General features: G+C 71.8%; 17 protein-coding genes. 8 read left to right on the top strand and 9 right to left on the bottom strand.

Annotated features, from left to right (window positions below; genetic code table 11):
- The 4 genes from ACVGV2_RS04750 to ACVGV2_RS04735 are packed head-to-tail and all read left to right on the top strand — an operon-like array spanning position 1 to position 3,890.
- A complete protein-coding gene (locus ACVGV2_RS04750) occupies positions 1 to 1,500 on the top strand; it encodes an AMP-binding protein (protein WP_459164829.1) in 1,500 nt (499 codons plus the stop codon).
- The gene (locus ACVGV2_RS04745) at positions 1,493 to 2,614 is read left to right on the top strand and encodes a thiolase family protein (RefSeq protein ID WP_459164828.1); all 1,122 of its coding nucleotides are present in this window, start codon (positions 1,493 to 1,495) and stop codon (positions 2,612 to 2,614) included. Before ACVGV2_RS04750 ends, ACVGV2_RS04745 begins: the two co-directional genes overlap by 8 nt.
- Entirely contained in the window at positions 2,611 to 3,285 is a 675-nt protein-coding gene (locus ACVGV2_RS04740) for an energy-coupling factor ABC transporter ATP-binding protein (RefSeq protein WP_459164827.1), read from the top strand. Before ACVGV2_RS04745 ends, ACVGV2_RS04740 begins: the two co-directional genes overlap by 4 nt.
- On the top strand, positions 3,282 to 3,890 hold the full coding sequence (locus ACVGV2_RS04735) for an energy-coupling factor transporter transmembrane component T family protein (RefSeq protein WP_459164826.1): 609 nt from the start codon (positions 3,282 to 3,284) through the stop codon (positions 3,888 to 3,890). Before ACVGV2_RS04740 ends, ACVGV2_RS04735 begins: the two co-directional genes overlap by 4 nt.
- A gap of 516 nt (positions 3,891 to 4,406) precedes the next feature.
- Here the strand turns inward: ACVGV2_RS04735 and ACVGV2_RS04730 are convergent.
- The 3 genes from ACVGV2_RS04730 to ctaD all read right to left on the bottom strand — a co-directional run bounded on the left by ACVGV2_RS04730 (position 4,407) and on the right by ctaD (position 8,524).
- Positions 4,407 to 5,216, bottom strand: a complete 810-nt coding sequence (locus ACVGV2_RS04730) for a peptidyl-tRNA hydrolase (protein WP_459164825.1) — start codon at positions 5,214 to 5,216, stop codon at positions 4,407 to 4,409.
- A 188-nt stretch (positions 5,217 to 5,404) separates the two neighbouring features.
- Positions 5,405 to 6,649, bottom strand: coding sequence for a phosphoserine phosphatase SerB (gene serB, locus ACVGV2_RS04725; protein ID WP_459164824.1), 1,245 nt, complete (start codon positions 6,647 to 6,649; stop codon positions 5,405 to 5,407).
- A 120-nt stretch (positions 6,650 to 6,769) separates the two neighbouring features.
- The gene (gene ctaD / locus ACVGV2_RS04720) at positions 6,770 to 8,524 is read right to left on the bottom strand and encodes an aa3-type cytochrome oxidase subunit I (RefSeq protein WP_459164823.1); all 1,755 of its coding nucleotides are present in this window, start codon (positions 8,522 to 8,524) and stop codon (positions 6,770 to 6,772) included.
- A 559-nt stretch (positions 8,525 to 9,083) separates the two neighbouring features.
- On the opposite strand from ctaD, the gene ACVGV2_RS04715 reads away from it, so the two are divergent.
- Together ACVGV2_RS04715 and ACVGV2_RS04710 are read left to right on the top strand one after the other, a co-directional pair.
- Positions 9,084 to 9,671: a DUF4142 domain-containing protein gene (locus tag ACVGV2_RS04715; protein WP_459164822.1), complete on the top strand. Its 588-nt coding sequence runs from the start codon at positions 9,084 to 9,086 to the stop codon at positions 9,669 to 9,671.
- A gap of 334 nt (positions 9,672 to 10,005) precedes the next feature.
- Complete coding sequence (locus ACVGV2_RS04710; RefSeq protein ID WP_459164821.1) at positions 10,006 to 10,893, top strand: SDR family oxidoreductase; 888 nt, start codon at positions 10,006 to 10,008, stop codon at positions 10,891 to 10,893.
- Positions 10,894 to 11,149: 256 nt separating this feature from the next.
- Here the strand turns inward: ACVGV2_RS04710 and ACVGV2_RS04705 are convergent, their stop codons facing one another.
- The 6 genes from ACVGV2_RS04705 to ACVGV2_RS04680 form a co-directional block, all read right to left on the bottom strand.
- Complete coding sequence (locus tag ACVGV2_RS04705; RefSeq protein WP_459164820.1) at positions 11,150 to 11,977, bottom strand: ESX secretion-associated protein EspG; 828 nt, start codon at positions 11,975 to 11,977, stop codon at positions 11,150 to 11,152.
- Positions 11,977 to 13,242 (bottom strand): hypothetical protein, encoded by a 1,266-nt coding sequence (locus tag ACVGV2_RS04700; RefSeq protein ID WP_459164819.1) that lies wholly within the window; start codon positions 13,240 to 13,242, stop codon positions 11,977 to 11,979. Before ACVGV2_RS04700 ends, ACVGV2_RS04705 begins: the two co-directional genes overlap by 1 nt.
- Before the next feature lie 33 nt (positions 13,243 to 13,275).
- Positions 13,276 to 13,860, bottom strand: a complete 585-nt coding sequence (locus tag ACVGV2_RS04695) for a DUF3558 domain-containing protein (RefSeq protein ID WP_459164818.1) — start codon at positions 13,858 to 13,860, stop codon at positions 13,276 to 13,278.
- Positions 13,861 to 13,901: 41 nt separating this feature from the next.
- Positions 13,902 to 14,216, bottom strand: a complete 315-nt coding sequence (locus ACVGV2_RS04690) for a hypothetical protein (protein WP_459164817.1) — start codon at positions 14,214 to 14,216, stop codon at positions 13,902 to 13,904.
- A 217-nt stretch (positions 14,217 to 14,433) separates the two neighbouring features.
- Positions 14,434 to 14,550: a DUF397 domain-containing protein gene (locus ACVGV2_RS04685; protein WP_459164816.1), complete on the bottom strand. Its 117-nt coding sequence runs from the start codon at positions 14,548 to 14,550 to the stop codon at positions 14,434 to 14,436.
- Between the two features lie 193 nt (positions 14,551 to 14,743).
- Positions 14,744 to 15,097, bottom strand: a complete 354-nt coding sequence (locus ACVGV2_RS04680) for a thioesterase (RefSeq protein WP_459164815.1) — start codon at positions 15,095 to 15,097, stop codon at positions 14,744 to 14,746.
- A 345-nt stretch (positions 15,098 to 15,442) separates the two neighbouring features.
- Here ACVGV2_RS04680 and ACVGV2_RS04675 point away from each other — a divergent pair, with 345 nt between their 5' ends.
- Both ACVGV2_RS04675 and ACVGV2_RS04670 read left to right on the top strand, forming a co-directional pair.
- The gene (locus tag ACVGV2_RS04675; RefSeq protein WP_459164814.1) at positions 15,443 to 16,234 is read left to right on the top strand and encodes an HpcH/HpaI aldolase family protein; all 792 of its coding nucleotides are present in this window, start codon (positions 15,443 to 15,445) and stop codon (positions 16,232 to 16,234) included.
- Between the two features lie 155 nt (positions 16,235 to 16,389).
- Complete coding sequence (locus ACVGV2_RS04670) at positions 16,390 to 18,666, top strand: xanthine dehydrogenase family protein molybdopterin-binding subunit (protein WP_459164813.1); 2,277 nt, start codon at positions 16,390 to 16,392, stop codon at positions 18,664 to 18,666.
- Positions 18,667 to 18,682: the final 16 nt, after the last annotated feature.

Here is an 18,682-nt window from a genome sequence, read left to right as displayed (position 1 = left end):
GTGCACCTGCCGATCCTGGACCGCACCCCGACCTCGCGGATCACGCACCTGCCCGCCGGTGACGAGCAGGCCCGCGAGCACGCGCCCGCCGACTGGCCCGCCCGCGTGCGCGCCGGCGCGACGCGCCTGCCCGCGGGCGTGCGGGTGGGGCTCACCGGCTCCGACGCGCACGCGCGGCTGTGCTGGTTCCTCGCCGCCGACCTCGCCGGCTGCGCCACGCTAATCACCGACACGTCGTGGAGCCGCGGCGAGCTCGACGCGGTGTGCGCCGACGCGCGCCCGGCGGTGTTCGTGCCCGGCGACTCCCCGCCGCCCGCGGAGGCGGACGCACCGCCGCGCGGACCGGCCGGTGACGCGGACACGCTGTTCTACCTGCCCACGACCTCGGGCAGCAGCGGCCGCCCCCGCGTGCTGGCGCGCACCCGCGAGTCGTGGCTGCGCAGTTACGAGGCGTTCGACGTGGGGGTGGGCGGCGACGACCGCGTGCTCGTACCCGGGCCGCTGAGCTCCTCGCTGTTCCTGTTCGCCGCCCTGCACGGCCTGCACGCGGGTGCCGACCTGTGGCTGCTGGACCGGTGGAACGTCGCCGAGGCCGCGGCCGCCTGCCGCCACGTCACCGCGGCGCACCTGGTGCCGGCGATGCTCGCGGCGCTGCTGGACCGCTGGGAGCACTCCCCGGAGGAGGCCGCCGCACTGCGGCTGCGCCGCGTGGTGCTCGGCGGTGCCCGCGTGGACGAGCAGCTCGCGCAGCGGCTGCACCGGGTGCTGCCCGACTGCGAACTCGTCGAGTACTACGGGTCCGCGGAAACCTCGGTGATCGCGGTGGGGCGCCGCGGCGCGCTGCACCCGGTGGTGGATGTGCGGCTCGACGAGCAGTCCGGAACGCTGCGGACGCGCTCCCCGCTGCTGTGCTCCGGACACCTGCGGGGCGGGGTGCTCGAACAGCTGGAAACCGAGCAGGGGTGGTTCAGCGTGGGCGACCGGGCGAGCCGGCACGACGACGGCTCGCTGCGGATCCTGGGCCGGCAGGGCGGCACGATCAACACCGGCGGTGCGCTCGTCGCGGCCGAGGAGGTCGAGGCCGTCCTCCGCGCGGTACCCGGCGTGCGCGACGCGGTGGTCGCGGGTACGCCGCACTCCCGCTTCGGCGAACTCGTCACCGCGGTGCTGGAGGGCGCCGGCGAGGCCGAGCTGGCCGCGGCGCGGCGTCACGCGCAGCAGGAGTTGAAACCCGACAAGCGCCCGCGCCGCTGGCTGCCGGTGCGGCGACTGCCGCGCACCACCTCGGGCAAGCCGGCGCGGGCCCGGGTGAGCGAGCTCCTCGCCCGCGGGCTACCGCCGGACGACGCCGCCGAATCACCGGCACCCGAGAATCCGGCACCCGAGAGCCCGACACCCGAAAGCCCGAACCCCGGCAGCTCCGCCTCGCCAGGCACTGCTTCACCGGGCACTGCCTCGCCAGGCACTGGCTCGCCAGGCACTGGGAGCGGCGATGGCTGACCGCACGCCGGTGGCCGTGGCCGCGCGCCGCTGCCCGATCACCACCGCCGGGCACGGCCTGCGCGACGTGCCCGTCGACCAGCTGGCCGCGCCCGTGCTGCGCGCCGCGCTCGCCGATGCCGGGCGCGAGGCGGCCGACGAGGTGGTGCTCGGCAACGTGCTCGGCCCCGGCGGCAACCCGGCGCGCGTGGCGGCGCTGCGCGCCGGACTCGGGTGCGACGTGCCGGGGATGACGGTCGACCGGCAGTGCGCCAGCGGGCTCAGCGCCATCACCACGGCCGCGGCGCTGCTGCGTGCGGGCCAGGTCGAATGGGTGCTGGCCGGCGGTGCGGAAAGCCCGTCGACCATGCCGTGGCGTGCGTGGCGATCGTCCTCGGCGACGGAACCGCCCCGCTTCTACACGCGCGCCCCGTTCGCGCCGGCCGACATCGGCGATCCGGACATGGGGCCCGCTGCGGACCTCGTCGCGGCCGAAGCGGGCATCGACCGGGCGCGGCAGGACGCGTTCGCCGCGCGCAGCCACGCGCGCGCAGTGGAAGCCCGGCGCGCCGGGCGGCTGGACGCGGAGCTGGTCGAGATCGCCGGCACCGACGCCGACGACCGGCCGCGGACCGGGTTCACCGCGCAGCGGCTCGCCCGGTTCCGCCCGGCGTTCACCGCCGGGGGCACGGCGACCGCGGCGAACTCCTGCGGGCTCAGCGACGGGGCCGCCGCGGTGCTGCTGACCACCGAGGACAATCGGAGGCGCCACGAGCTCGCGGGGATGCGCCTGGTCGGCGCGGAACACTCCGGTGTCGATCCGAACCGGTTGGGGCTGGGCGCGGTCGGCGCGATGCGCGCCGTCCGGGACGTGCGCGAGCCGGAGGTGGTCGAGTTCAACGAGGCGTTCGCGGGGCAGGCGCTGGCGTGCCTGGACGCGTGCGGGCTCGACGAGGAGCGCACCAGCCCGGACGGGGGCGCGATCGCCCTCGGCCACCCGTGGGGAGCTTCCGGCGCGGTGCTGGTGGTGCGGTTGTTCAGCCGCCTCGTGCGGCAGCAGTCGGAGCGCACCGGGATGGCGGCGCTGTCCTCCGGTGGCGGCCTCGGCGCGGCGACGGTCTGGGAGCGGGTGTGATCGAGTTCGACGACGTGGGCCATTCCTACGACGCGCGGACGGTGCTGACCGGCGTGCGGCTGCGGTTGGAGGAGCAGCGCGTCGCGTTCGTCGGGGCCAACGGCTCCGGCAAGTCGACACTGGCCCGGATGATCAACGGACTGGTCAACCCGACGCGGGGCCGCGTGCTCGTCGACGGCGTCGACCCGGCGCGCAACGGCCGCCGGGTGCGGCGCCGGGTCGGATTCCTGTTCACCCACCCGGACAGCCAGATCGTCATGCCCACCGCGGTCGAGGACGTGGCCTTCTCGCTGCGCCGCACGAGCCTGCCGAAATCCCAGCGGCGGGAACGGGCGGTGCAGGTCCTCACCCGCCACGGCCTGGGTGAGCACGTGGACCACCCGGCGCACCAGCTCTCCGGCGGACAGAAGCAGCTGCTCGCGCTGTGCGCGATGCTCGCCGTCGAACCGGACGTGCTCGTCTGCGACGAGCCGACGACGCTGCTGGACCTGCGCAACAAGCGCCACTTCCGGGACGTGCTCGCGGGGTTGGAGCAGCAGGTCGTGCTCGTCACCCACGACCTGGAGCTCGTGGAGGACTTCGACCGCGTCGTCGTGCTCGACGAGGGCCGCGTGGTCGCCGACGACAAGCCGCGTCCGGCGCTGGCGCACTACCGGGAGTTGATCGGTTGAGTCCGCTCGGGTTGTACGAGCCGGGGAACAGCCCGCTGCACCGGGCGCCGGCCGGGCCGAAGTTCCTCGGACTGCTGGCGTTCGCGGTGGTCGTGCTCGTCGTCGACGGGGCGTCCGCCCTCGCGGTGTGCGCGGGGCTGGTGGTCGCGGCCTACGCGCTCGCGCGGGTTCCGCTGCGGCGGTGCCTGCGGATGCTGCGGCTGTTCGTGCCGCTGCTGGTGCTCGTGTTCCTCGTGCAGTGGTGGCTGATCGGTTGGGACACGGCCTGGGCGGTGAGCCTGCGGCTGGCCGCCGCGCTCGGCGCGGCCAACCTGCTGACGATCACCACCCGGGTCGAGGACGTGGTCACCGCGGTGGAGCGCGGCCTCGGCCCGCTGCGCCGGTTCGGGGTGCGACCGGAGCGGTTGGGCCTGCTCGTCGGGTTGACGATGCAGGCGGTCGCGACGCTGTCCGCGCTCGCCGCCCAGACCCGCGAGGCCCAGTGGGCGCGGCACGCGGAGGGCTCCGTGGTCGCCTTCGCCGTGCCGTTCCTCGTGCGCACCCTGCGGCACTCCGATCAGCTCGGCGAGGCGCTGGCCGCCCGCGGCGTCGGCGACGAGGAGTGAACCGGCGCGCGCTGGCGCGGACTGCGTGCAGTGCCAGGCGCGGTCCGAGGGCGCGGTCCTCTTGTGTTCTGCGACACACTTTGGCGCCGTATGAGTTGCCGGGGTAAAGCCCGGGGATCGACCCGAGGAGCGCAGTGGCCCGGACGACCGGCCGCCCGACCTAGTGGCCCGGACGACCGAGGGCCGCCCGAGACCTAGCGATACGAGATCGCGAAACGCTTCTCGGGTCCGATCTGTGTCCGGCCCCAGGTGACGTAAACCTGCTCGGCCTCCGTCTTCCAGATCGCCAGGAACGCGTCCGCCTCGACGCGAAGCGGCGAGCAGGGCTCACGATCGGGCGCCCCGCGGATGCTTCTCAGCGTTTTCCTGGCGAGGACGGCCCCGAGGGTGCTCCACTCCCGCTGTTCGGGGAGGGTGGTCGGGGGCAGCTGGGAGTAGGTGACTACCCGATGTCGAAGCTCCCGGAACGAGGACCGCGCCTGAGGTTCCGCTGCGGAACCCGCTGCGCACAACGCCTCAACCGGTTGAGCGATCTCCTGGCCACTGGACGGCGACGGTGACGGTGCCGGGGTCGATCTCGGTGAATCCGGCGTCGCGGACGAAGGCCACGCCGTGTTCGAACCACGCCTCGCGGGCGCTCGCCGCGGTGGTGAACCGCCGCCACGTGGGGTCGTCGGCGACGCGGACCGAGCACGGCAGTCCTGCCTCGATCCACGCCTGAAGCTCGTCGTGCCTGTCCGTTCCGCGCAGCAGGGCGGCCAGGAACATCGTGGCGTGCCCGACCTGCGCAGCGGTTTTGCCGGCGCTCATCGGTGCGTCCGGGTTGAGCCACAGCACGGGCGCGTCCGGGCGGGGCGGGCCGGGGGAGTCGGCGTCGAGTTCGCTGCCGGAGATCTGCAGCCGCGTCAGCTCCTTCGGCATGTCCGCGACGCGGCAGGGCGGGAAGGCGCGCACCTGCGCTCGGCCGACCTGCACCGTGCGACCGGGCAGCTCTTCGACCGCCCGCCAGTGCGAGCCGCGGGCGCGCCGCGCCACCTTGCGGATGCGCCCGGAGGTCCAGCCGAGGACCGCGTCGTGCCACGCGCCGCCGGGTTCGCTGCGTTCGTCGACGCAGACCGCCAGGGCGGCCGCGGCGGCCGCCGCCAGCAGGTCCGAACGCGCCGGTGGGGCATTGCGCTCCAGGCGCAGCACGAGCGGCATGAGCACCACGGCCTCCGGATCCTCGTCGGAGGTGTCGGCCGTGGCATCGCTCGGCAGCCGCATCCAGGTGGCGTAGCGGGCGAGCAGTGGTTCGAGAACGGCGGCTGTGTCCGACACGCCTCCCATTCTCCGCGGCCCGTTCTCCGCACCGCGCCCGGCCACCGCACCCGCACCTCCCCTGCCGCCGTGGCACCGGTCACCCTCACCTGCTCGACGGTGGGGACATTTCTCGAGAAACGTCGCGTACTTTTCTCGAGAAATGTCCTCACCCCCAGCGGAGCGGGCGCACTGAGCCGGGGCTCCGGGGCGCTGATTCAGGCCAGCGTCTCCTCCAGCGGCACGCGGCGCAGCACGCCGTCCTCGGCGTCGGCGGCCTCGATCTCGGCGCGCGTGACACCCAGCACGAACAACACCGTGTCCAGGAACGGGTAGGACAGCGCGGTGTCGGCGACCTCCTGCAACGCGGGTTTGGCGTTGAACGCCACACCGAGCCCGGCGCTGGAGAGCATGTCCATGTCGTTGGCCCCGTCGCCGACGGCCACGCACTGCTCCAGCGGCACGGAGAACGACTCGGCGAAGCGGCGCAGCGCCTTGGCCTTGCCCGGCCGGTCGACGATCTCACCGATCACGCGGCCGGTGAGCTTGCCGTCGACGACTTCCAGGTCGTTGGCGGCGCTGAAGTCGAGCCCGAGGTCGTCGACCAGCGAGTCGATGATCTTCGTGAACCCGCCGGAGACGACGCCGGTGTGGAAGCCGAGGCGGCGCAGCGTGCGGATCGTGGTGCGCGCACCCGGGGTGAGTTCGAGGTCGGCGGCCACCTCGTCGAGCACCGAGGCGGGCAGGCCTTCCAGCACGGCCACGCGTTCGCGCAGCGACTGGGCGAAGTCGAGCTCGCCCTGCATGGCGCGTTCGGTGACCTCGCGCACTTCCCGCTCGCGGCCGGCCTTGGCGGCGAGCATCTCGATGACCTCGCCCTGGATGAGCGTGGAGTCGACGTCGAACACGACGAGCCGCTTGGCGCGCCGCGCCAGGCCGATGCGTTCGACCGCGATGTCCAGCTTCGAGCGGGCCGCCAGGTCGGCCATCGTCGAGGTGAGCTGGTCCTCGACGGGGTCTTCCTGCTCGGGCGCGCTCACCTGCAGTTCCAGCCCGGTCACCGGGTAGTCGGCGACGCGGTTGATCGCGTCGATGTTCACGTCGACGTCGGCCAGCGCCCGGGCGACGTCGCTGAAGCTGCGCGCGGTGACCGGCTGGCCCATGACGACGACCGCGTGCGTGGAGCGCAGCGTGTCGGCGTCACCGTCCTCGACGCCGATCTCGACCTCCACGGACATGCCGACGGTGGCCATGGCCTGCTCCACCGCTTCCTGGAGGGTTTCGGGGTCGTCGGGTGTGGACACCAGGACGCCGAGCGTCAGGCGGTCGCGGATCACCACCTGCTCCACGTCCACGATGTCGACGCCGTGGGCGGTGAGCGCGGCGAACAGCACCGAGGTGACGCCTGGTTTGTCCTTGCCGGTAACGGTGATGAGGACCGTGCTGGAGTTGGTTGTGCTCACGACTGACGACGTCCTTTCTCTCGAAACACTGCGAGCCCCGGCAAGACCTGCTTGCCGGGGCTCGTCGTCGAGCTGGCGTCCAGATTGGCACACCGCCGGGCGCCGGAACTATCGTTCAGGTCACTCCTCGCGCTCCTTGACCGCGGTGCCGCCGCGCCCGTCGTCGGAGCCGTGGTTGCCGCCCACCGGCTTGCCGGTCAGACCCACGTGCGCTTCCAGCCGCATGCGCTCGGCCACGTGCGGGTAGTGCAGCTCGAACGCCGGGCGTTCGGAGCGGATCCGCGGCAGCTCGGTGAAGTTGTGCCGCGGCGGCGGGCAGGAGGTGGCCCACTCCAGCGAGTTGCCGTAGCCCCACGGGTCGTCGACCGTGGCCACCTCGCCGTAGCGGTAGCTCTTGAACACGTTGTACAGGAACGGAAGCATCGAAGCGCCCAGGACGAACGCGCCGATCGTCGAGATCATGTTCAGCGTGGTGAACCCGTCCGAGGGCAGGTAGTCGGCGTAGCGCCGCGGCATGCCCTCGTTGCCCAGCCAGTGCTGCACCAGGAACGTGCCGTGGAAGCCGATGAACGTCAGCCAGAAGTGCAGCTTGGCCAGCCGCTCGTCCATCATCCGCCCGGTCATCTTGGGGAACCAGAAGTAGATGCCGGCGAAGGTGGCGAACACGATCGTGCCGTAGAGCACGTAGTGGAAGTGCGCCACGACGAAGTACGTGTCCGAGACGTGGAAGTCCACCGGGGGCATCGCCAGCAGCACACCGGTCAGCCCGCCGAAGAGGAACGTCACCAGGAAGCCGACGCTGAACAGCATCGGCGATTCGAACGTCAACTGGCCGCGCCACATCGTGCCGATCCAGTTGAAGAACTTGATGCCGGTGGGAATGGCGATGAGGAACGTGGTGAAGGCGAAGAACGGCAGCAGCACCGCGCCGGTGGCGTACATGTGGTGCGCCCACACGACCATCGACAGCACGGCGATGCCCAGCGTCGCGAAGACCAGGCCGGTGTAGCCGAACAGCGGCTTGCGGCTGAACACCGGGAAGATCTCGGAGACGATGCCGAAGAACGGCAGCGCGACGATGTAGACCTCGGGGTGGCCGAAGAACCAGAACAGGTGCTGCCACAGGATCACGCCGCCGTTGGCGGGGTCGAACACGTGCGCGCCCAGGTGCCGGTCCGCGGCCAGGCCCACCAGCGCGGCGGTGAGGATCGGGAACGCCATCAGCACCAGCACGCTGGTGATCAGGATGTTCCAGGTGAAGATCGGCATCCGCCACATGGTCATGCCCGGTGCGCGCAGGCAGACCACGGTGGTGATCATGTTGACCGCACCGAGGATGGTGCCGAGACCGGACACGAGCAGACCCGCGACCCACATGTCCGGCCCGGTCCCCGGGGAGTGGATCGCGTTCGACAGCGGCGTGTAGGCGAACCAGCCGAAGTCGGCCGCACCGCCGGGCATGAGGAAGCCGGCGATGACGATGATGCCACCGAAGGAGAACAGCCAGTAGGAGAAGGCGTTCAGCCGCGGGAACGCCACGTCCGGGGAGCCGATCTGCAGCGGCAGGATGTAGTTCGCGAAGCCGAACAGGATCGGCGTCGCGTACAGCAGCAGCATGATCGTGCCGTGCATGGTGAACAGCTGGTTGTACTGCTCCTGGGACAGGAACTGCATCCCCGGCACGGCGAGCTCACCACGGATCAGCATGGCCAGCAGGCCGCCGATCATGAAGAACGCCATCGACGTGGTGAGGTAAAGGATGCCGATCTGCTTGTGGTCGGTGGTGCGGAACATCCCCACCAGGAACGACCCCTTGCTGGGCCTGTGCCCCTGTTGGGGCCGCGTGGCGATCGGCTGTGGCGCGACGGCCGTCACGATGCCTCCTGCACTGATCCCTCGATGCGTCGGGGAACTCGCCCGAGTTCCCCCCGGCCCCGGTGGGCCGACGGTTCGGCAGCGCGCGGACCGGTTTCGGACGCCGGGGCGCCACCTGCCACCGCGGATACTAGTCGCCGCCCATGCGCACACGAGCAGCGGGCTGTAGCCAACCTAGTCATGGAGCAGCCGTCGATCACCCCGAGTGAGACGCAGGTGACACGACGGAACGGAGCGTGATCCGCATCGCGCAACCCCGCGGTGGATCCCCTCGGTGCGGCGCCGCTCCGGCGAGGTCACCAGGACGCGCCGACTCGGCGCCGGTTAACCTACGTCCGAGAGGTTCCGGCAGCCCAAGCCCGGCAGCCAAGCACCGGCGAGCGGCAGCACCGGCGAGCCGCGATCGCGGACCCCGCGGGAGCACGCCGGGGGCCGGTCGACTCGCCGTGCGGGTCTCGCCGGGTCGTCGGACCGGGTCGTCGGACCGGGTCGTCGGACCGGGAGGCACCGGTTGGGCCGCGCTGGGACGACCAACGCACACTTGTTGGAGGGGAAGCACGTGCGGAGGAGCACGATCATCGGCGCCGTGCTGGTCGGCGGGCTCGCACTCGCGGGCTGCTCGCCGTCGCAGGAAGCCAGCGACATGCCGCCGGCGCCGGGCACGCCGCCGGCGCACGCTCCGGAGCGCGCCCAGGACACCGGCGGGGGCGGCGAAGGCGAGCAGGCTTCCGGGCAGCAGTTCCAGCAGCAGTTGGTCGCCAGCCAGCGGCGCCTCGCGGAACTCGCCCAGGCCGGGCAGCAGAGCCAGAACCAGCAGATCAGCGAACTGGCCGGCCGGATCGGGCAGCAGGCGCAGGCGCATTTGGACTCGCTGCCGCAGCAGCTGCGCAGCAACGTCGAGGACGCCGGGCTCGCGGAGACCGAGGGGCTGCCGACCGGCGAGGAGATCGAGCAGCTGACCACGCTCAGCGGCGACCGGTTCCGCGAGCAGTGGACCTCGACGACGCTCGAGCTCGAGCAGTTCGTGCTCCAGCTGGCCGACAACGAGGCCTCGCAGGGCGAGCAGCCCGCTGAGATCCAGCAGCTGGCGCAGCAGGTCGCTTCCGAGGCGGAGAGCAACATCGCGGAGCTCGAGGCGCTGAACTGATCGGTGGGCGCGGTGGCGCCACCGCGCCCCGCAAAGCAGGTCCCCTGCACGGCCGGGCCTGCCGAACCGGGAGCCTGCGCAGCCCGGGCCTGCCACCCGGGTCCGGGCCGGGTTCCGCGCAGCGGCGGACCCGCACGGCCGGAGCCCTGCGCAGCCGGGCCGATGCGGAGCGGTGCGCCGTTCGCATCGGCCCGTTCTCTCGTCCCCGGTCGCTACCGGTGCCGCGGGCACCGCCGCAGTGGACTCGCCGCACCCCCTTCCGCCGCCGACCGACAGAACCTACTATCAGTAACCTACTGATCGGTAAGCGGTCGCGCTCAGCAGGGAGGCGTTCATGGCGAAGTCGTCCGGCCCCGTCCTTTCCGGCAAAGTCGTGTTGATCACCGGTGCGGCCCGAGGCATCGGCGCGGAGACCGCGCGGCGACTCGCCCGCCGCGGCGCACGACTGGCCCTGGTGGGACTCGAACCCGAGGAGCTGGCCCGCGTGGCCGACGAGCTCGGCCCCGAGCACTTCTGGACCGAAGCGGACGTCACCGACGGCGAATCCATCGGCGGCGCGGTGACCGCCGCGGTCGAGCACTTCGGCCGGCTCGACGCGGTGATCGCGAACGCCGGCCTGGCCCCGCTCTCCACGGTCCGGATGAGCGAGCCGCAGGCGTTCCGCAAGACGATCGACGTCAACCTCAACGGCGTCTTCGAGACGGTGCACGCCGCGCTGCCGCACATCATCGAAAGCCGCGGCTACGTCCTCGCCGTCTCCTCGCTGTCCGCGTTCGCCCCGGTCGCGGGCATGGCCGCCTACACCGCGAGCAAGGCGGGCGTCGAGGCCCTGGCGAGCGCGCTGCACTCGGAGGTCGCCTACCTCGGCGTGGCGGTCGGCTCGGCGCACCCATCGTGGGTGGACACCGACCTGGTGCGCGACGCCTCGAGCGATCTGCCGACGTTCCGCGAGATGCGCGCCAAGCTGCCGTGGCCGATGCGGTCGACGACGACGGTGCAGGCCTGCGCGGAGGCGATGGCCGACGGCGTGCAGCGCCGCGCGCGGCGGATCTACGTCCCGCGGGCGATCATGCTCATGCACTGGCTGCGCAACCTGCCCGCCTCGAAGCTCGTCTCCCGCCTGATGGCCAAGACCGAACGCGAGCTCGTGCCGAAGATGGAGCGCGAGGTCGCCGAGCTCGGCCGCCAGTTCAGCGCGCGCAACAGCCGCATCCAGCGCTGAGGCCGGTCGCCGAGCGCGTCCGCAGCGGCGCCCGGATGCGCGCACCCCTTTTCCGCGTACCTCGTTGCACCCACCCCTGCGCGTGCCCCTTTCCGCGGGAGCGAGCGCACACCGCGCGGGCATCCCCGGAGACACCGCCCTTCCGGGGATGCTCGAACACGCGCGAAACCGCCCGTCTCGGGCCGGGCGGGCCCGGAGAACCCGACGGGCTCGGACACGGGTGGGGCCACCGCCTCCGCCCGGCGGCCCCACCTGTTCAGGCGCGCGCGGGCTGCGCGGTCAGCTCCTTGACCATCTCGTCCAGCTGGGAGACCAGCTTGCGGTTGTCCGCCGGGGCGATGGTGCACCACTCGCGCCCGTCACCACTGGTTTTGCGGCGGAGGAAGTAGGTGCCTTCGGTGGTGGTGAAGAACTGGAGGTTGCTGCTGAGCTTGTGCGGCCGCTGCAACTTCCGGTCGTAGGCCCGCAGGGTGAACACCCCGTCCATGGTGCGTTCGCCGGTCAGCGCCTTGACGAGGACCTGCGCGTCGCTGCCGCCCACGCCGGCCGAGCGCAGCGCGGCCAGCAGTCCCCCGCTGCCGCGCCTGCTGCCGACCCGGTCGAGCTGTTCGGTGGGCAGCGAGACCGACCCGCCGGTGGCCGCGCTGACACCGCCGAGCAGGTCGACCGCGTTGCGCGCGGGCCCGCCGAACTCGTGCCGGCTGAGGCGGATCTCCCGCACCTGCTCGGCGTTCTCCCCGTCGGGCTGGTAGGCCTGGATCGTGTCCCGCCCCTGCTCGACGAGGACCGCGTTGAAGTCCTCGCCGGCGGGCACGCGCGCGGCCAGCGCCACCGCCAGCGGCGGTTTGGCCAGCAGGTGCAGCGCATCGTCGACGAACGGGTGCGGATCGCCCTCGTCCAGCAGGCCCTGCTGGACGAGTTCGTCGTGGGCGCGCCGCTCCAGGGCACGCCGGTCGTCGTCGGTGGCCTCCACCGGGAACCACCCCACGCGCAGCACGGGGTGCAGGCGCAGGTCGAACCGCTCGCACAGGTAGTGCACGGCTTCCGGGGAGAGGCTGAGTTGCCGTTGTGCGCGGGTGTTCATCAGCGCCCTTCGTTCGGATCGCCGAGCACCGGCGGCGCGACCCGCTGCATGTCGTTGGTGAACACGTCCTCGTTCTCCACCAGCCAGCTGGGACGCTCGTGTTCCTCGTCCTCGCCCTGGCCGCCCTGGGCACCGCGGCCACCGCCGCCCATCGGGCCGCCGCGCGCGTTCTGCGCGTTGTTCGAAGCGGCGTTGGCGCCCGCGTTCCCGCTGCCGGGAGAGGCGGTGTTGCCGATGCCCGCGCGTCCGCCCGGACCTGGTTGGCCACCCTGAGCGCCGGGGCCGCCGCGGGGCGCGCCCGCTTGCGCACCGCCAGGGCCGCCCGCCGCGCGGGGACCTCCCGCGGCGCGCGGTCCACCGCCGGAACCGGGGCCGCCGGGGCCGTAGGGAGCCGGCGCCCACCGGCCGTTGTGCGGGTTCTGCCGCTCCCACGCACCGGTCTGCGGGTTCTGCCGGTACATCATGCCGCCGTGCCCGGGCACACCGGCGGAGTTCGCCCAGGACGAGCTCGTCGGCGCCGGCGCGGAGGGCGCGGGGGTCGCGGTGGATGCCGCGCTCGGCGCGGCCGCCGGGGCCGCCGAGACGGAGGAGGTGGCCGCCGGGGTCGCCGTGCCCGCGCCGGAGCCGGCAGGACTCGCGCTGGCACTGCTCGTGCTGCTGCTCGGCGGCGGGGAGGACGGCGCGTCCTCCTCCGGCCGCTCGAACCGCGGGGTGCCGTCGACGACGCCCTCGGTCTCCGAGCGGTAGCGCCGCATCGCGGTCTCGGCCTTCTGGCTGGTGGTGGCGAAGTCCTCCTGGCGCTCCTCGTAGTCGCTCATCCAGCCGGTGACCGGGTTGCCGTCCAGCCCCGTGTTCTCCACCCAGCCCTTCTCGGGCGGGTCGAGCTGCACGTCCCGGCCGTTCTCCAGCTTGTCCCCCCGCGCCGGCAGGTCGTTGAACGCCGTGTGCTGGTACTGCACCTGCTGTTCGAGGGAGGACTTCACCCCGCGCGCGGTGCCGGCCGCCTGCTCCGCGAGCGGCTTGATCTCGGCGATCGAGGCGTTCGCCGCGTCGGCGGCGCGGCCCTGGTGCGCCGACTCGGCCTGCCGCAGCGCGCCGGCGACGTCCTCCATGATGCCGTCGAACTCCTTGCCGACCCGCTCCCAGGCCTGAACGCCCTCCTGCGTGGGCCCCGGCAGGCTCGTCGCCTCCACCGAGCCGCCCATCTGCTTGCGGTACTCCTTCGCCGGGCTCTCGTAGCAGAGCGAAGCGATTTCCGTACTCACGAAACCCCCACCATCACACTGTTCTTCATCGAGTCACTTCGCATCGGGAATGTTCGACACGGCTTCTTCGAGCGCCTGCTGCGCCGCACCGCAGGGATCATTCCTTGCTGGGCCATCCATGATATCGATCTGCGAGCTTACGACCTGGTTTTCGCTGGTAGCGAGGAACACATCGCACGCTCCGATCTCCTGCGGATTGGCCTTGTTCGCCCGAACCGCCGGATAGCCGGCAATATCAAGCTCAGCGAAGTCCGTGTACGTATTCCGCTTTTGCAGGTAGGACTGAATCGAACGGTCCTCAATCACCGCCATGTCGAGGTGATTTCCGGAATCGGGGTTATCCCAACCGCACGTCTGCGAACCGGTGGTCACCGAGCTCCGCTCTTCTCCCTCGGGATTCATGCCCAACGACTCCGCCTTCTGCGGCGAGAGAAAATCGCAGGGTGAAACGCCGGACGCATTCTTCGGATTTTCGACCTGCTTGCCAGAGCTCGCGGACTGCTCCGGTTGAGCGGATTCGGACTGCGCGCCGCCCTCCGGAGAGCCTCCACCAGAACACGCCGTCAGCACACCCGCAGCAGCAAGCAGCAGACTTGCTGCCGCATTGCGCTTCAACACTTGACCTCCCAACGTCAAAGCGTCATTTCCACCGCAGGAAATCACAGTCGAGATTGGAGTTCCGCGGCACTTTGATCGGCTTCCTCGTATTGCTTCAAGGTTTGCTCGTACGCATCGATCTTTTCCTGGATCTTATCCGCCAGGAACCTGCTGAACTCCTGCAAGGAGTGCTGTTGAGTGGAGGCACGACCATCGAAAGCCTTTCGTGCAGTGTCAGTCGCAGCATCGTTTGCCGTGAGCTCGCCTGCCTCAAGCCTGCTGGCCTCGTTGCCCAGACTCAGCGTCCGCTTCCGCGCTTCCTTCAGCTTGTTGATGGCGCTGCGCAACGCCACCGGGTCCACGTCGTAGCCCGACATCGCCACGCCTCCTCCCCTGGGACGCACTCACCTCCGATCGAGCCATCTTCTCGAACGCCCCTCATCGGACGCAGGGGAATCGCACGATCAAAGGTGTGGCGATGATCACGGGCCAGTTCGGCTCATCCGAAGACCGACCCCCGAAAAGAGCAGCCCGCGAGCGCCCGCGAAGACACGGAGGGTCCACGAAGACCTGACGCAGATCCGAAACCGGTGATCACCGCTCGAAGCTCCCGTTGCGCACCGCGGCGAGAAAGCGCGCCCAACCGGCCGAATCCTGCCACAACCGCGGTCCCGAACGATCCTTCGAGTCGCGGGTCGCCACGCAACGCACCGGCCCGCCGAGACCAGCCCGAACAGCGCCCCGTGACCCGACTTGACCCGCGCGGTCACCGAGCCACCGCGGTCACCGAGCCGCCGCGCACACCGCCGGGGCCTTCCGCCCCCGGAACGCCCCCATCCAGATCAGCACCGCCCAGCTCAGCGCCGCCCAGCTCAGTGCCGGTCAGCGCCGACGACCCGGCCGGTCAGCCCCCGTGCAGCTGGCCGCCGAGCCCCTCGTCGTCGACGTGCCCCCACAGGGACGGGTCGTGCTCGGCCTCCGGGACGAACACGGTCCCCTCCTGCCGGCCACCGCCGGTCCGGGAAGCTCCGGCCGACCCCTCCGCACCGGACCGGGGTTGCCCACCCGCCGGCGGCTGCTGCGGCAGCTGCCCGAGGAGAACGCCCAGTTCGGCGATGTCGATCTGCAACCGCTCCACGTCCTCGTCCACCGCGATCAGCTGCGGATGCTCGCCGTACCGCGCCCGCAGGGCGTGGGCCGTGCTCCGCAGCTGCCCGACGAGCCGCCGCAGGTCGGCCAGCTCCACCCTCATCGCCATCGCGCCACCTCGCTGCGCACCGGGCCTGGTCACCTCCAGGGTTGCCCACGACGAGCGGGAACGACACACGTTCGCGCAACCCGGGAAGTGAAACCTCGTTCATCGCACACTCTTTCGATCGCCCTGGCTGCCGCGCCGGGTGAAGCATTGCACGCCTGAACCGCCCTGGCTTAGGCTCTCGGCAGCGGCGCGGCGCCGATCGCGCGCACCGCGCTCGCCGTCCACGACAGGAGCCGGCTGGATGACCTTCGCGCCCGCGTACGTGGCCAGGATCGCGCGTCTCGCCCAGTTCTCCGCCGAACTCGGCATCCCCGGATGACCCGGCCGACACCACGGAGGAGCACGATGCCAGCGCTGCACGAGAACCTGCGGACGGAGCCGGCGAGCGTCGGCGGGTGGTGCTCCATCCCCAGCCCGTTCGCCGCCGAACTCATGGGCCGGTGCGGCTTCGACTGGGTGTGCGTGGACACCCAGCACGGGCTGATCGGCTACGACGCGCTGGTGCCGATGCTGCAGGCGCTGCACGCCACCGGAACGCCGAGCCTGGTGCGCGTGCCGTGGAACGCGCCCGAGCACATCATGAAGGCCCTCGACTCCGGTGCGCAGGGCGTCATCGTGCCCATGGTGGACAACGCCGAGCAGGCGCGCGCGGCCGTGGCCGCGGCGAAGTACCCGCCGCTGGGAACGCGCAGCTGGGGCCCGATCCGCGCGTCCTTCGACGTGCCCGACTACTCACCGGAGACCGCGAACCACCGCACCATCGTGGCCACGATGATCGAAACCCCCGACGGGGTGCGCAACATGGACGACATCCTGTCCACGCCCGGTGTGGACGCGGCCTACGTCGGCCCGTCCGACCTCGCGCTGGGACACGGGATCGCGCCGCGCCTCGACGTGGTCGAACCGGAGCACGAGCAGCTCGTGCGGTCCATTCTGGCCAGTGCTCGGCGCAACCGCGTCATCCCCGGCATCCACTGCGCCGACGCGGCCACCGCCCAGCGGTGGCGGGGCCTGGGATTCGGGATGCTGACCCTCGCCACCGACGCCGCCCTCATGCGCTCGGCGGCCACCGAAGGCCTCCGGCACGTCCGCGGAACCGACGAGGAGGTGACGCCCCGGCCCACGACGTACGCCTGAGACGGCGCTGCCCGCGTCGTTGACCCACTGCGCAGCGGTGGCCGGGTTCCGCCGGGAAATCCCCTGCCGGGAAACCCCCTGCCGGCGCCCGTTTCCGAACGCCCGACGTCGGAAGCGCCACCACTCCCCCACCACGAAGCGACTGCGAGGAAGCATTGAGCATTCTCGGCACCCGGGTCGAACGCCGCGAAGACCCGCGTTTGCTCACCGAGGGTGGCACCTACGTGGACGACCTCGACGAACCCGAACTGTCCGGTGCCGCCCACGTGACGTTCGTGCGCAGCCCCATGGCGCACGCCCGGATCACGGCGATCGACACCGCCGAAGCCCGCACCCGGCCCGGTGTGGTCGCGGTGTTCACGGGCGCGGACCTGGACATCCCGCCGCTCGGACCGGGTGGGCAGCTCGGCGGCCCCGCTCCGGAGGCCATGAGCCGCCCGCACCTGGCCCGCGACGCGGTGCGCTACGCCGGTGAGCCCGTGGCCGCCGTGCTCACCGAAACCCGCGAGCAGGGCAAGGACGCGGCCGAGCTCGTCGAGGTGGACTACGACCCGCTCGACGCGGTCGTCGACGCCCGCGAAGCCGCACGCGACGAGCTGGTGCTGTTCGACGAGGCGGGCACGAACGTCGTCGGGTCCACCGGCGAGGTCGACGAGGACATCTTCGCCGACTGCGAAGTGGTCGTCACCCGCGAGATCGAGAACCAGCGCGTCGCCGCCGTGCCGCTGGAAGGCCGCGCCGCGGCCTGCGCCTGGGACGGCGACAAGGTGACGCTGTGGCTGTCCAACCAGAACGCGCAGTCCTGCCGCGACGTGGTGCAGGAGAACCTGGGGCTCGCAACCGAGCAGATCCGCGTGGTCACGCCCGACGTGGGCGGGGGTTTCGGCGCGAAGATCGGCATCGACCAGGAATCGGTGCTGCTGCCGTGGCTGGCCCGGCGCAGCGGCCGGGCGCTGCGCTGGGGCGAGGACCGCGGCGACAACATGCTCGGCATGACGCACGGCCGCGGGCAGTGGCACACGATCACCATCGGCGGCCGCCGCGACGGCACCATCGAGGCCTACCGGCTGGACATCACGCAGGACACCGGCGCCTACCCGCGGCTGGCCGCGTTCCTGCCCACGTTCACCCGCATGATGGTCTCCGGCGTGTACGACATCCCGCGGGTGCGCTCGACCGCGCGCGCCGTGGTCACCAACACCACGCCGACCGGCGCCTACCGCGGCGCGGGACGCCCGGAGGCCACCGCCGCCGTCGAACGCGCCGTGGACCTGTTCGCCGCCGAGATCGGCGCCGACCCGGCCGAGGTGCGGCGCAGGAACTTCATCCAACCCGAGCAGTTCCCGTACACCACGGCGGGCGGCCCGGTCTACGACACCGGCGAGTACGAGCAGGCCCTGGACAAGGTGCTCGCGGCGGTGGACTACGACGAGCTGCGCGCGGAGCAGCGGCGCCGGCGGGAACGCGGCGACGTGCACCAGCTCGGCGTCGGCGTGTCGGCGTACGTGGAGATCACCGCGCCCGACGCGAAGGCGGGCGAAACCGGCCGCGTCGAGATCCGCCCCGACGGCAGCGCGCTGGTGCTCACCGGCAGCTCCCCGCACGGGCAGGGCCACTGGACCTCCTACGCCATGCTCGTGTCCGACCAGCTCGGCATCGACCTCGACCACATCGAGGTGGTGCACGGCGACACCGACCGCATCCCGCAGGGCGTGGGCACCATGGGTTCGCGGTCGCTGCAACTCGCCGGCACCGCGGTGCACCGGGCGACGGAGCAGGTGCTGGAGAAGGGCCGGGCGCTGGCGGCCGAACTCGTCGAGATCGACGAGCAGGACCTGGAGCTGGACCTCGAAGCCGGGTCCTGGCGGGTCCGCGGCTCGCCGAACGTGTCGGTGTCCTGGGCGCAGCTGGCCGCGCGCGACGCGGAACGGCTGGCCGCCGACGACCACTTCACCGAGGAGAGCCCCACGTTCCCGTTCGGCGCGCACGTGGCCGTGGTCGAAGTGGACACCGAGACCGGCAAGGTCGAGCACCGGCGGCACATCACCGTCGACGACGCCGGCACGGTGCTCAACCCGGTGCTCACCGAGGGGCAGCGGCACGGCGGCATCGCCCAGGGCGCGGCGCAGGCGCTGCTGGAGCACATGTCCTACGACGAGGAGGGCAACCCGCAGACCGGCAACCTCGCCGACTACGCCATCGTCACCGCGCCCGACCTGCCCAGCTTCGAACTGCTCGAGCAGGAAACCCCGACGACGCTGAACCCGCTGGGAGTCAAGGGCATCGGCGAGGCCGGCACGATCGGTTCCACTCCCGCGGTGCACAGTGCGGTCATCGACGCCGTGTCGCACCTGGGAGTGCGGCACTTCGACATGCCCGCCACGCCGGAGCGGGTGTGGCGAGCGATCCGGCAGGCGAACGAGCAGCGCTGAACGAACTTCGAGGAGC

This window comes from Bounagaea algeriensis (assembly GCF_054491375.1).
This window is presented reverse-complemented; position numbering and strand designations above follow the sequence as displayed.

Coding starts and splice junctions, on each gene's coding strand:
- ACVGV2_RS04745 (WP_459164828.1), top strand. CDS start 1,493: ATGGCTGACCGCACGCCGGTGGCCGTGGCCGCGCGCCGCTGCCCGATC.
- ACVGV2_RS04730 (WP_459164825.1), bottom strand. CDS start 5,216: ATGGGAGGCGTGTCGGACACAGCCGCCGTTCTCGAACCACTGCTCGCC.
- ACVGV2_RS04710 (WP_459164821.1), top strand. CDS start 10,006: ATGGCGAAGTCGTCCGGCCCCGTCCTTTCCGGCAAAGTCGTGTTGATC.
- ACVGV2_RS04705 (WP_459164820.1), bottom strand. CDS start 11,977: ATGAACACCCGCGCACAACGGCAACTCAGCCTCTCCCCGGAAGCCGTG.
- ACVGV2_RS04690 (WP_459164817.1), bottom strand. CDS start 14,216: ATGTCGGGCTACGACGTGGACCCGGTGGCGTTGCGCAGCGCCATCAAC.
- ACVGV2_RS04680 (WP_459164815.1), bottom strand. CDS start 15,097: ATGGCGATGAGGGTGGAGCTGGCCGACCTGCGGCGGCTCGTCGGGCAG.
- ACVGV2_RS04675 (WP_459164814.1), top strand. CDS start 15,443: ATGCCAGCGCTGCACGAGAACCTGCGGACGGAGCCGGCGAGCGTCGGC.